Annotated in this window: 12 protein-coding genes; 8 read left to right on the forward strand and 4 right to left on the reverse strand. The window is 64.0% G+C overall.

Going from position 1 to position 13,057, the window contains the following annotated elements:
* Positions 1-43: 43 nt before the first annotated feature.
* On the reverse strand, positions 44-625 hold the full coding sequence (purN, locus tag RQP54_RS15880) for a phosphoribosylglycinamide formyltransferase (protein WP_315679387.1): 582 nt from the start codon (positions 623-625) through the stop codon (positions 44-46).
* A 39-nt stretch (positions 626-664) separates the two neighbouring features.
* Between purN and RQP54_RS15885 the strand changes: the two genes are divergently transcribed.
* The 4 genes from RQP54_RS15885 to RQP54_RS15900 all read left to right on the forward strand — a co-directional run bounded on the left by RQP54_RS15885 (position 665) and on the right by RQP54_RS15900 (position 4,622).
* A complete protein-coding gene (locus RQP54_RS15885) occupies positions 665-1,342 on the forward strand; it encodes a YceH family protein (protein WP_315679388.1) in 678 nt (225 codons plus the stop codon).
* Positions 1,343-1,396: 54 nt separating this feature from the next.
* Positions 1,397-2,602, forward strand: a complete 1,206-nt coding sequence (locus RQP54_RS15890; protein WP_315679390.1) for an acyl-CoA dehydrogenase family protein — start codon at positions 1,397-1,399, stop codon at positions 2,600-2,602.
* 24 nt (positions 2,603-2,626) lie between these two features.
* Positions 2,627-3,742 carry an acyl-CoA dehydrogenase family protein gene (locus tag RQP54_RS15895; protein WP_315679392.1) on the forward strand — a complete coding sequence of 372 codons (1,116 nt, stop codon included), beginning with the start codon at positions 2,627-2,629 and terminating at the stop codon, positions 3,740-3,742.
* 127 nt (positions 3,743-3,869) lie between these two features.
* Positions 3,870-4,622, forward strand: coding sequence for an ABC transporter substrate-binding protein (locus RQP54_RS15900; RefSeq protein WP_315679393.1), 753 nt, complete (start codon positions 3,870-3,872; stop codon positions 4,620-4,622).
* 15 nt (positions 4,623-4,637) lie between these two features.
* Here RQP54_RS15900 and RQP54_RS15905 read toward each other — a convergent pair whose 3' ends face one another.
* Positions 4,638-5,195 carry an HNH endonuclease gene (locus tag RQP54_RS15905; RefSeq protein ID WP_315679394.1) on the reverse strand — a complete coding sequence of 186 codons (558 nt, stop codon included), beginning with the start codon at positions 5,193-5,195 and terminating at the stop codon, positions 4,638-4,640.
* A 233-nt stretch (positions 5,196-5,428) separates the two neighbouring features.
* Between RQP54_RS15905 and RQP54_RS15910 the strand changes: the two genes are divergently transcribed.
* The 3 genes from RQP54_RS15910 to lspA all read left to right on the forward strand — a co-directional run bounded on the left by RQP54_RS15910 (position 5,429) and on the right by lspA (position 9,972).
* Complete coding sequence (locus RQP54_RS15910; RefSeq protein ID WP_315679396.1) at positions 5,429-6,403, forward strand: bifunctional riboflavin kinase/FAD synthetase; 975 nt, start codon at positions 5,429-5,431, stop codon at positions 6,401-6,403.
* Positions 6,404-6,550: 147 nt separating this feature from the next.
* Positions 6,551-9,472: an isoleucine--tRNA ligase gene (gene ileS, locus RQP54_RS15915; protein WP_315679397.1), complete on the forward strand. Its 2,922-nt coding sequence runs from the start codon at positions 6,551-6,553 to the stop codon at positions 9,470-9,472.
* On the forward strand, positions 9,472-9,972 hold the full coding sequence (gene lspA / locus RQP54_RS15920) for a signal peptidase II (RefSeq protein WP_315679399.1): 501 nt from the start codon (positions 9,472-9,474) through the stop codon (positions 9,970-9,972). Before ileS ends, lspA begins: the two co-directional genes overlap by 1 nt.
* Positions 9,973-10,050: 78 nt before the next feature.
* On the opposite strand, the gene RQP54_RS15925 is transcribed toward lspA, so the two are convergent.
* Both RQP54_RS15925 and RQP54_RS15930 read right to left on the reverse strand, forming a co-directional pair.
* On the reverse strand, positions 10,051-10,929 hold the full coding sequence (locus RQP54_RS15925; RefSeq protein ID WP_315679400.1) for a hypothetical protein: 879 nt from the start codon (positions 10,927-10,929) through the stop codon (positions 10,051-10,053).
* Between the two features lie 124 nt (positions 10,930-11,053).
* Positions 11,054-12,049, reverse strand: a complete 996-nt coding sequence (locus RQP54_RS15930) for a quinone oxidoreductase (protein WP_315679401.1) — start codon at positions 12,047-12,049, stop codon at positions 11,054-11,056.
* A 105-nt stretch (positions 12,050-12,154) separates the two neighbouring features.
* Between RQP54_RS15930 and RQP54_RS15935 the strand changes: the two genes are divergently transcribed.
* Positions 12,155-13,057 carry a DMT family transporter gene (locus RQP54_RS15935; protein WP_315679402.1) on the forward strand — a complete coding sequence of 301 codons (903 nt, stop codon included), beginning with the start codon at positions 12,155-12,157 and terminating at the stop codon, positions 13,055-13,057.

Here is a 13,057-nt window from a genome sequence, read left to right on the forward strand (position 1 = left end):
CGATTAAATAGACCACTAGCCCGCGCAAACCATGCGCATGCAGCTACATTTTTCGTAGCAAGTTGGCGATCGCCTGCGGGTAGATGATGTGCTCCTGCGTCAGCACCCGCGCGGCCAGGGTGTCGGCCGTGTCGTCCGGCAGCACCGGTACGACGGCCTGCTCCAGGATCGGGCCATGGTCGAGCTCGGCCGTCACCAGGTGCACCGTGGCCCCGGCGAACTTGCACCCGGCCTCGATGGCGCGCTGGTGCGTGTGCAGGCCCGGGAACGCGGGCAGCAGCGATGGGTGGATGTTGGTGAGCCTGCCCGCATAGCGCGCCGTGAAGCCGGGCGTGAGGATGCGCATAAACCCGGCCAGCACCACCAGGGCCGGATCGTGCTGGTCGATCTGGGCCGCCAGGGCTTCGTCAAACGCCTCACGGCTGGGAAACGCCTTGTGGTCCAGCACCGCCGTGGCAATGCCGTACTCGGCCGCAAACGCCAGCCCCTTGGCGTCCGCCTTGTTGCTGATCACGGCGGCAACGCGCGCACCGTATTTCTCGGCCCAGTGCTCGCGCAACGCAGTTTTCACAATGGCTGCCATGTTGGAGCCACCGCCAGAGATCAAAATGACGATGTTTTTCATACGGGCTGAATTATCGCGCCCTCAACCTGTCTGACCTCCATGACCGAACCCACTCCTCCTACCCCTTCGCTGCTCCTGACACCCGTGGAGGCCCGCGTGGTCGCCACCCTGATGGAAAAAGCCCGCACCGTGCCTGACAGCTACCCGCTGTCCGTGAACGCCCTGCTGCTGGGCTGCAACCAGAAAACCAGCCGCGACCCCGTGATGGAACTCTCGGAAGCCGACGTGATGCAGGCGCTGGAAGAGCTGCGCGACAAGAACCTGGTGCGCGAGGTCAGCGGGGCCCGGGTGCCACGCTTCGAGCACAACTTCCAGCGCGGTGCCGGCGTGTTCGAGCAGGCCGCCGTGCTGCTGGGCCTGCTGATGCTGCGCGGGCACCAGACCGCTGCCGAACTGCGCCTGAATGCCGAGCGCTGGTACCGTTTCGCTGACGTCTCGTCGGTTGAGGGCTTTCTGGAAGAACTGCAGGAACGAAGCGCGGAAAAAGGCGGACCGCTGGTCGTGAAGCTTCCCAAGGCACCGGGGGCGCGCGAGGCCCGCTGGGCCCACCTGCTGTGTGGTGCGGTCGACGCCAGTGCGCCCGGCAGCGGCAGCGGCGCAGGCGGCGCCAACCAGGCGCGCATCGAAGCCCTGGAGGCCGAGGTGGCCCAACTGCGTGCCACGGTGGCATTGCTGTGCAAGGAGCTGGGCGTGTCACCACCTGGACAGGATGAATAGTACGATCGTGCTAAAAACTGCTTTTGCTTAGCCGCACAACACGGAGACATCCCCATGGACTTGGCATTCACGCCGGAAGAACAGGCATTTCGACAGGAAGTTCGCGCTTGGGTACGGGACAACCTGCCCGCAGACATCGCCCACAAGGTACACAACGCCCTGCACCTGACCCGCGAGGACATGCAGCGCTGGGCCAGGATTCTGGGCAAGAAGGGCTGGCTCGGTTTTGCCTGGCCTAAGCAGTTCGGCGGCCCGGGCTGGAACGCCGTGCAAAAGCACCTGTTTGAAGAGGAATGTGCCCTGGCCGGTGCGCCGCGCATCGTGCCCTTCGGCCCGGTGATGGTGGCCCCGGTGATCATGGCCTTCGGCAACCGCGAGCAGCAGGAGCGCTTCCTGCCCGGCATCGCCAGCGGTGAAGTCTGGTGGAGCCAGGGCTACAGCGAACCGGGCTCGGGCTCGGACCTGGCCTCCGTCAAGACCCGCGCCGAACGCCAAGGCGACAAATACATCGTCAACGGCCAGAAGACCTGGACCACGCTGGGCCAGTACGGCGAATGGATCTTCTGCCTGGTGCGCACCAGTACCGAGGGCAAGCCCCAGACCGGCATCAGCTTCCTGCTGATCGACATGAAGAGCCCGGGCGTCACGGTGCGCCCCATCATCATGCTCGACGGCGGCCACGAAGTGAACGAGGTCTTCTTCGACAACGTGGAAGTGCCCGTGGCCAACCTCATCGGTGAGGAAAACAAGGGCTGGAACTACGCCAAGCACCTGCTGGCCCATGAGCGCACCAACATTGCCGACGTGAACCGCTCCAAGCGCGAGCTGGAGCGCTTGAAACGCATCGCCAAACGTGAAGGCGTGTGGGAAGACCGCCGTTTCCGCGACGAAATCGCCAAGCTGGAAGTGGACATCGTGGCGCTGGAAATGCTGGTGCTGCGCGTGCTCTCAGCCGAAAAATCGGGCAAGAACCCGCTGGACATCGCCGGCCTGCTCAAGATCCGCGGTTCGGAAATCCAGCAACGCTACTCCGAACTCATGATGCTCGCCGCCGGCCCCTACGCCATTCCCCTGATCCGCGAGGCCATGGAAGCTGGTTGGCAAGGCGACCAGGCTTTTGGCGCCCTGGGTGGTTTCCCTGGTGGTGAAGTGGCCAACGCACCGTTGGCCTCCACCTACTTCAATCTGCGCAAGACCACCATCTACGGTGGTTCCAACGAAGTGCAGCGCAATATCGTGTCCCAGGTCGTACTCGGCTAAGACGTCTTTCCAAGAGGTAACAACATGGATTTCGATTTTTCCGACGACCAACAGCAACTCCGTGATGCCTGCGCCAAATGGGTCGAAAAAGGCTACAGCTTCGACCGCCGCCGCGCCATTGAGAAGGCCGGTGGCTTCGACCGCGCCGCCTTCCATGAACTGGCTGAACTGGGCCTTTGCGGCCTCTATGTTCCGGAAGCGGACGGCGGCCTCGGCATGGGGCCCATTGAGGGCATGGTGGTGATGGAGGAACTGGGGCGCGGCATCGTGCTCGAACCCCTGGCGCAAAGCCTCATCGCCGGTGCCGTCATCGCTGGCTACGGTGATGCCGCCACCAAGGCAGCCTGGTTGCCCGGCATTGCCAGCGGCGAGAAGCTGGTGGTACTGGCCTACCAGGAGCGTGCCGCCCGCTACCGCCTCGACGTTTGCGAGGCAAAAGCAACTGCAGCCCCCGGCGGTTATGTGCTGAACACTACGAAAAGCATAGTACCTGTCGGTGACCAGGCCGATGCCTTCATCGTCCCGGCCAAGATCAACAGCCAGCTGGCCTTGTTCCTCGTCGAGCGAAGCAGTGCGGGCGTGAGCACCCGGGGCTACGGCACCCAGGATGGCGGCCGCGCCGCCGAAGTGGCCCTCAAGAACGCCCCCGCCACCCTGCTGACGGCCGACGGTCAGACCGCACTGGAGCATGCGGTGGATATCGGCATTGCCTGTGCCTGTGCTGAAGCGGTAGGCGTCATGGACAAGACCATGGCCATCACGGCCGAATACCTGAATACCCGCAAGCAATTCGGCGTGCCGATCTCCAGCTTCCAGGCCCTGCGCCACCGCGCCGCCGACATGAAGATGCAACTGGAACTGGCCCGCTCGATGAGCTACTACGCCAGCCTCAAGCTCAACGCACCGGCCCCCGAGCGCCGGGCCGCGCTGGCCCGTGCCAAGTACCAGCTGGGCAATTCCATGCGCTTCATCAGCCAGCAGTCGGTGCAGCTGCATGGCGGCATCGGTGTGACCGATGAATACATCGTGAGCCACTACTTCAAGAAGCTCACCCAGCTGGAAATGACGTTTGGCGACACCCTGCACCACCTCGGCGAGGTGTCGGATCGGATGACGGAGACCGCTGGCGTCTTTGCCTGACGGCTCGCCCGTTCTCTGAACAGCGCCTGCACCCGACATTCGGTGCAGGCGCTGTTTTTTTTCCGTCCCAGTGCTACAGTGTGCGGTACAACCACTGTATGCAATCCGGTAGAAAGGCGCTCCGAGCATGATCCACCGCCTCTTTCGGCCACGCTGGGCCTTGGCTGCCGCGGCCGCAACGCTGTCGCTGGCTGCCCAGGCGGTTGACCTGCGCGCCTATACCGGTGACTGGGCACCGTACAACTTCGAAGAGGGTGGAAAGGTCACCGGCATAGCCACCGATGTTTTCCTTACGGCGTGCAAGCAGGCAAAACTGACATGCAGCACGGAGATGCTGCCATGGGCCCGAAGCTACAAGATTGCCACCACCGAACCCGGCACGCTCATCTACACCACCGCACGCAAACCCTCGCGCGAACAGGAGTTTGTCTGGGTCGGCCCGCTGCTGCCACGCACCACCTGGGTATACGTACGCAACGACCCGGCCATTGTCACCAAGGCCCCCTCAGACATCAGCAAGCTGACCATCGGCATCGTGCGCGGAGAAGCTTCCGAAACCGATCTGCTGGCCGCGGGTTTGCCCGAATCGGGACTGTCGCGCCAGCCGACCAATGCCGATGTCATCCGCCTGTTGCGCCTGGGTGTGATCGATGGCATGGTCGACACCGAAATCGGCATGTTGTGGAACCTCAAGACCAATGACTTTGCGCCCAACTTCATGCGCCAGGCCTACAAGCTCACCGACGAAGGCGCGTACTACTACGCACTGAACCTCAATACCCCGCCCGAGACCGTCAAGAAGCTGCAAGCCGCAGTCGACAAGCTGCGCACCAGTGGAGAGATCCAGAAGGTCGTGCAGCGCTACGTGGGCGGACGCTGAGCGCCGCGCAGGCGGTCAACCCAGCAGACGCGACGTGCGCGGAACGTGGGCGCGCAGGAACTCCATCTGGTCGGCCAAGATGCGGCGGTTGCGCAGGATGAAGTCTTCCCACAGGCTGGGCACATAGGGTGCATACAGCAACGGCATGTGTGCCTGCTCGGGCGTGCGGTGGCTCTTGCGATGGTTGCACGGCTTGCAGGCCGTGACCACGTTCATCCAGGTGTCCTGGCCGTGCTGCGCAAAGGGGATGATGTGCTCCCGGGTCAGGTCGCTCTCGTGGAAGTGCTCGCCACAGTAGGCGCAGATGTTGCGATCGCGGGCAAAGAGCTTCTCGTTGGTGAGGCCGGGACGCAGGTTGAAGGGGTTGATGCGCGGCACGCCACGGGTGCCGATGATGCTGTTGACGCGGATGATCGACTGCCGCCCGGTGATGGCGTTGTGTCCGCCATGGAACACCGCAATCTCGCCACCCGACTCCCAGCGCACCTCGTCCGACGCGTAGTGGATGACCGCCTGCTCCAGCGAGATCCACGACTGTGGCAGGCCTTGGGCCGACAACTTCAAGACTTTCACGCAGCTACCCCTCATGCAATGCCGGGATGGCCATGGCGGATGCCACTGCGCCCCGGAAGATTCAGAAATATGCCCAGAAATCCCTGCGGCGCACACCTTGCCACCGATGCAGAGCCTGCAACCATTGGTGGGAGCGCTCGCCGCTGCGTCACAATATACCCTGTTTGCATGACAAATAGGTTTCACGCCCCCGCAACCCCTGCGCAAGGCGCTATCAAAACGATAACAGGCACATGAAAGTTTTTCGCGGTTTCAAACACCCGGGTGTGGCCCCCGCCTGCGCCGTCACCATTGGCAATTTCGACGGTGTGCACCGCGGTCACCAGGCCATGCTCTCGCTGCTCAAGGGCGAAGCGCATCAGCGTGGCGTGCCCAGCTGTGTGCTGACCTTCGAACCGCACCCGCGCGACTACTTTGCCGAGCTGCACAAGAAGCCCGAGCTGGCCCCGGCCCGCGTAGGAACCCTGCGCGACAAGCTCGAAGACCTGGCCCAGTGCGGCGTCGATCAGGCGGTGGTGCTGCCCTTCGATGCCCGGTTGGCCAACCAGTCGCCCCAGGAATTCATCCAGCAGGTGCTGCTTGATGGCCTGGGCGCGAAGTACGTGCTGGTGGGCGACGATTTCCGCTTTGGCAAGCAACGCGCCGGCGACTATGCCCTGCTCGACGCCGCCGGGGAAGCCCAGGGCTTTGACGTGGCACGCATGAACTCTTATGAGGTGCACGGCCTGCGCGTTTCCAGCTCGGCGGTACGTGATGCCCTGGGCCAGGGCCGCATGCAGGACGCCGCCCGCCTGCTGGGGCGCCCCTACTACATCTCCGGGCACGTGGTCCATGGCCGCAAGCTCGGCCGTACCCTCGGGTTCAAGACCCTGAACCTGCGTTTTGCCCATTGGAAACCGGCCGCGAGCGGCATCTTCGTGGTGCTGGTGCACGGGTTGTCACACAAGCCCATTCAGGGGGTGGCCAACCTGGGTGTACGTCCATCGCTGGACCCCAATGACGTGAACGGCGGGCGTGTATTGCTGGAAACCCACTGCCTGGACTGGCCCGACGCACTCGGGGCGGAAGGTGCCTACGGTAAAATCATCCGTGTGGAACTGCTACACAAACTGCACGACGAGCTCAAATACGACGGTCTGGACGCCTTGACCCAAGGCATACGCCAAGACTGCGACGCGGCGCGTGCCTGGTTCTCCAAGCGAATTTGACAGGGCCGGGAGCCCCGCAAGCCTCCCACCGCGTACCTGGCCCCGCGCGTCCGCCCCCTGACAGTGAACGCCGATCCACCGTGGATGGGCTTGTTTTCCCGGCGCAGCGCTTTCAGCATGCCAGCGCCCCAGAATTTGAGAGAAGCCATGACCGACGCAAAGACCCCCAGCCCCAAGGCCGAAGCCAGCGTGTACCGCGACACGCTCAACATGCCCGACACCGTGTTTCCCATGCGCGGCGACCTGCCCAAGCGCGAGCCCGCCTGGGTCAAGGACTGGAATGACAATGGGCTGTACGCCAAGCTGCGCAAGGCCCGCGCCGGCCAACCCCTCTTTGTGCTGCACGACGGCCCGCCCTACGCCAACGGCAAGCTGCACATCGGCCACGCACTGAACAAAGTCCTGAAGGACATGATCGTCAAGAGCAAGCAGCTCGCTGGCTTTGACGCGCAGTACATCCCCGGCTGGGACTGCCACGGCCTGCCGATCGAAAACGCCATCGAAAAGCTGCATGGCCGCAACCTGAGCCGTGACGACATGCAAGCCAAGAGTCGCGCCTACGCTACCGAGCAGATCGACCAGCAGCGCGAGGACTTCAAGCGCCTGGGTGTGCTGGGCGACTGGGAACGCCCCTACAAGACCATGAACCCGGCCAACGAGGCCGGCCAGATCCGCGCCTTCAAGCGCGTGATCGAACGCGGCTTCGTCTACCGTGGCTTGAAGCCCGTGTACTGGTGTTTCGACTGCGGCTCATCCTTGGCCGAGTTCGAGATCGAATACGCCGACAAGAAGAGCGACACCTTGGACGTGGCCTTCGAGGCCAACGATCCCGCCGCGCTGGCCCAGGCCTTCGGCTTGTCGGCGCTGCCCGGCGATGGCAACAAGAAGGCCTTCGTGGTGATCTGGACCACCACCGCCTGGACCATCCCCGCCAACCAGGCCCTCAATGCCCACCCCGAGCTGGAGTACGCCCTGGTCGACACGCCGCGCGGCGTGCTGCTGCTGGGCGCCAGCCTGGTCGAAAAGTGCCTGGAGCGTTTCCAGCTCGAAGGCACGGTGATCGCCACGGCCAAGGGCGAATCCCTGCGCGGCCTGGTGTTCCGCCACCCCTTGTACGACGTGGAGAGCGGCAGCAATGCCTTCAGCTACAAGCGTCTCTCGCCGCTGTACCTGGCCGACTACGTGAGCGACAGCGACGGCACCGGCATCGTGCACTCGTCACCTGCCTACGGCCTCGATGACTTCAACAGCTGTGTCGCCCACGGCATGAAGTACACCGACATCCTGAACCCGGTACAGGGTAACGGCAGCTATACCGACGAACTGCCCTTGTTCGGTGGCATGAACATCTGGAAGGCTTGCCCGGTCATCATCGACACGCTCCGAACCCACGAGCGCCTGATGGCCACGCAGCCCATCGTCCACAGCTACCCGCACTGCTGGCGCCACAAGACGCCAGTGATCTACCGCGCCGCCGCCCAGTGGTTCGTGCGCATGGACGAAGGCGTGGGCGTCTTCACCAAGGACAAGGCCCCCAAGACCCTGCGCCAACTGGCACTGGACGCCATCGACCAGACCCACTTCTACCCCGAGAACGGCCGCGCCCGCCTGCGCGACATGATCGCCAACCGGCCCGACTGGTGCATCTCGCGCCAACGCAGCTGGGGCGTGCCCGTGCCCTTCTTCCTGCACAAGGATTCGGGCGAACTGCACCCGCGCACCATGGAGATCCTGGACCAGGCCGCCGACATTGTGGAAAAGGGTGGCATCGAGGCCTGGAGCCGCGTGACGGTAGCCGACATCCTGGGTGCGGCGGATGCTGAGCACTACACCAAGAGCACCGACATCCTGGAGGTGTGGTTCGACTCCGGAAGCACATTCCAGCACGTGCTGCGCGGCAGCCACAAGGACGCCTACAGCGTGCTGCCGTACCACGCGGAAGGCCCCGAGGCAGATCTCTACCTTGAAGGCCACGACCAGCACCGCGGCTGGTTCCACAGTTCGTTGCTCTTGGGCTGCGCCCTGTACGACCGTGCGCCCTACCGCGGCCTGCTGACCCACGGCTTTGCCACCGACGGCCAGGGCCGCAAGATGAGCAAGAGCCTGGGCAACACGGTGGAGCCGCAGAGCGTGACCACCAAGATGGGCGCCGAGATCGTGCGCCTGTGGGTGGCGGCTACCGACTATTCGGGCGACCTCAACATCGACGACAAGATCCTGGCGCGCGTGGTGGACACCTACCGCCGCGTGCGCAATACGCTCAAGTTCCTGCTGGCCAATGTCTCTGACTTTGACCCGGCCAAGGACGCTGTGCCGGCAGACCAGTTGCTGGAGATCGACCGCTACGCGCTGTCGCGCCTGTCGCAGCTGCAGGCCGACATCCTGGCCCACTACCAGGTCTACGAGTTCCACCCTGTGGTGCACAAACTGCAGGTGTATTGCAGCGAGGACCTGGGCGCCTTCTACCTGGACGTGCTCAAGGACCGCCTCTACACCACCGGCGCCAACTCCCTGGCACGCCGATCGGCGCAAACCGCACTGTGGACTATCACCCAGGCCATGCTGCGCTGGATGGCACCGTTCCTGAGCTTCACCGCCGAAGAGGCCTGGAGCGTGCTGGGGGCCGAGGGCAAGACGCCCGCCGCCCACCGCGACTCGATCTTCTTCGACCAGTACCTGACACTGCCCGCCGCCGACGAGGCGCTGCTGGCCAAGTGGGCCCGCATCCGTGCCGTGCGCGAAGCCGTGAACAAGGAAATCGAGACCCTTCGCTCCGATGGCAAGGTGGGGGCATCGTTGCAGGCCGAGGTATCCGTCACGCTGCCGGCCGACGACTACGCCGCCCTGGCCAGCCTGGGGGCCGACGCGAAGTTCGTGTTCATCACATCCGCTATCGAATTGGTAGCGGGTGACGCAGTTTCCATCCGGGTCAGCGCCACCAACGGCACCAAGTGCGAACGCTGCTGGCACTACACCGACGACATCGGGCACCACGCTGCGCACACAACCCTGTGCGGGCGCTGCGTCAGCAACCTCGATGGTGCCGGTGAAAAAAGGCTGTTTGCCTGATGGCCCGCGGCAGCAAATCCGCAGGTGGCAGCAGCAACATGCTGCAGTGGCTGGGTCTGGCCTTCATCCTGCTGTTGGCCGACCAGTTCACCAAGATCCTGATCGTGGGCTACTACCACCTGGGTGACAGCACCTATGTGACCAGTTTCTTCAACGTGGTGCGGGTGCACAACACCGGCGCGGCCTTCAGTTTCCTGGCCTCGGCTGGCGGCTGGCAGCGCTGGCTCTTCACGGCCATCGGCATCATTGCGGCGGGCGTGATCATCTGGATGATCCGCTCCCACCGCGGCCAGAAGCTGTTCTGCTTTGCGCTGGCCTGCATCCTGAGCGGTGCCGTGGGCAATGTAATCGACCGCCTGGTCTACGGCTACGTGGTGGACTTCCTGGACTTCCACTGGGCCGGATGGCACTTCCCGGCCTTCAACCTGGCCGACAGCGCCATCACCCTGGGTGCGGCCTGCCTGATCCTGGACGAGCTGATGCGGGTACGCCGGAGCTAGGGTAGCGGGCACGCTGCGCCGCTTTACGAGCCGCTGTCCCCCAAGAGGACTCGCTTGGGGGCGGCCCGGCGGCGAATCCTAGAACAGGAAGCCGGTCGACAGGACCTGTTCGGACATCCAGATCTTCTGGTCGGCCGTGCCCTTGTAGACGGGAACGTTGCGCAATTCACCATAAGCGATCTTCTGGGTCAGCTCCAGGTAGATCGATTTGTAGACGGTGTAGCGCAGTCCCACTTCCACGCCGGCGGTCCAGCCATTGATCTGCCACCAGTCGCCTTTCCCACAGCAGATGTTCTGGTTCTTGGGACCCACCTGGTTTTCCTGACCAAAAATCGTGTTCTCGGCATGGGGCAACAAGATGCCAGCCCCCAACCGGCTAACCAACTGCAGGTCGCCGGGTTGCTGCACCGGCCCGCGCAGGTGCTTGAACCACACGGCATTGAGCATGATGTGGTTCAGGCCGTTATGCAGCGCATAGTAGAAGTTCTGCGAGTTGAGGGTGACTTGCCCGGTCTGGGGTGCCGTGCCGGTGATCTCCACCGTCTGGTTCAGGTCGGTGTTGTACTTGCTGTGGTCGATGTTGAGTTCGATCGCGAAAGTCTTGTCCTCGTTGAGGAACTTGCCGATGCGGATGTTCTCCTGCGGATTGGTCAGTTCGAGCGACAGCGTCGACTTGATCGTGTCCTCGAAGCTGGTCGGAAAATCGGTCGCCGATGCCTGGTGCACCGTGAAGTCACGGCCCAGCTCGGGCTGCGACACATGGATGTCCGACGGGGCGTACTGCTGGCGGCTCCAGCCCCAGGAAAAATACCAGTTTTCCTTGGCATTGAGCGCGCGGTCAAAGCTGGCCTTGGTGGCCTGCTCGGTGGGAGCGGAAGTTTGTGCCCATGCGTCGACGCAGGGCACACAGGCCAGCGCGGCGCACAGCACGGCATGGCTGGCAGTGAATGGTTTCATGGGGGCATCCGTCAAGGTCAGGCGCTGTACCACCAGCATGAGGCGGCAAGCATCGCGGGCCTTGCGGCCCTGTACCGGGATTTTACCCCTATGGGTGTTCAGGGATTTCGTGAAGAACTGCGCTTCAAAGCGTCAGGATGGTCGAGCCTGTGGTCTTGCGGGCTTCCAGGTCGCGGTGGGCCTGCTGCACGTCTTCCAGCGCATAGCGTTGGGCGATGTGGATCTTGACCGCACCACTGGCCACCACGGCAAAAAGCTCGTCGGCCATGCTCTGCGTGGTCTCGCGGGTGGCGATGTGGGTAAACAGGGTCTGGCGTGTCACGTACAGCGAGCCCTTGGGGCCCAGGATGCCGGGGGCGAACGGCGCCACCGGGCCCGATGCGTTGCCGAAGCTGGCCATCAGGCCGAAAGGACTCAGGCAATCCAGTGACTTGTCCCAGGTGTCCTTGCCGACCGAGTCGTAGACCACCTTGACCCCCTTGCCGCCGGTGATGTCCTTGACCCGCACAGCAAAGTCTTCTGCTGTGTAATTGATAGCATGCTCCGCACCATTGGCAAGGGCCAGCTGGCATTTCGCTTCGGAGCCGGCGGTTGCGATCAGGCGCAGGCCCAGGGCCTTGGCCCACTGGCAGGCAATCAAGCCCACGCCCCCCGCAGCGGCATGGAACAGCACGAAGTCTCCGGCCTGCAAACCGCCCACCGGCAGGGTGCGCTTGAGCAGGTACTGGGCGGTCAGCCCCTTGAGCATCATGGCCGCACCGGTCTCGAAGCTGATGGCGTCGGGCAGCTTGCACACGCATTTGGCTGGCATCACCCGCACATCGCAGTAGGCACCTGCCGGGTTGCTGGCATAGGCCGCACGATCCCCCACCTGCAGATGCGTCACCCCGTCGCCGACAGCTTCCACGACACCCGCTCCCTCCATGCCCAACTGGGCCGGCATCGGCATCGGGTACAGGCCGGTGCGGTGGTAGACATCGATGTAGTTCAGCCCCACAGCGTGGTGGCGGATGCGAATTTCGCCTGGGCCAGGTTCGCCCACATGGACCTGGTCGACAACCAGTTGTTCGGGGCCACCGTGCTGGTGGATGCGTACGGCGCGGGACGAAATGGCAGACATGGCGTGTTTCCTCAAGGTTGATACGGCGATGGCCGGCATATTGCCATGCAATCCATTTCCTGCGCAGTGACTGGGGCACCCGCGCCGCCCTGTACAGTAGCGACCATGGACAAGCGACTCACCCCGGCGGCGGCGGGGCTCCTCATCATTCCCCCCATGCTGTGGGCTGGCAACGCGGTGGTCGGGCGCATGATGGCGCCGCTGGTGTCCCCCATGACGCTCAACCTGCTGCGCTGGACCTTGGCCGGACTGGTGCTGCTGCCCATGGCCGGCGGTATCCTGCGCAGCGGCAGCCCGCTGTGGACCCAGTGGCGCTGGTTCGCCTGGATCAGCCTGTTTTCCATCGGTGGCTACAACGCCTTGCTGTACCTGGCGCTGAACACCTCGACCCCGATCAACGTCACCCTGGTGGGCGCCAGCACACCCATCTGGATGCTGCTGATCGGGCGCATTTTCTACGCCACCGAGATCACCCCGCGCCAGCTGCTGGGAGCCGCGCTGTCCATGGCCGGTGTCGCACTGGTGCTGTCGCGCGGCGAGTGGGACACCCTGCGCTCCCTGCGTCTGGTGGCGGGCGACATCTACATCCTGCTGGCATCCATGGCCTGGGCCTACTACAGCTGGCTCATTGCACACCCGCCTGCGGCCACCGCCCCGGTGCGATCCCACTGGGCCCCGTTCCTGCTGGGTCAGATCGCCTTCGGGCTGGTGTGGTCATCGGCCTTCAGCGCAGCGGAATGGACCTGGACGCCTGCCCACATCGACTGGAGTCCGGCCGTATGCGCTGCCCTGGCTTTCATTGCCCTGGGGCCGGCCGTGACGGCCTATGCCACCTGGGGCGCCGGCGTGGCGCGCGCAGGCCCGGCCATTGCGGGCTTTTTCATCAACCTCACGCCCCTGTTCACGGCCCTGCTGTCTTCGGCCTTCCTGGGCGAGGCACCACACCTGTACCACGGCGTGGCCTTCGTGCTCATCGTGGCCGGCATTGCCTTCAGTTCCCGCAGGTAG

The organism is Curvibacter sp. APW13, assembly GCF_032337135.1.
In the GTDB taxonomy this organism is placed as follows: domain Bacteria; phylum Pseudomonadota; class Gammaproteobacteria; order Burkholderiales; family Burkholderiaceae_C; genus Allorhodoferax.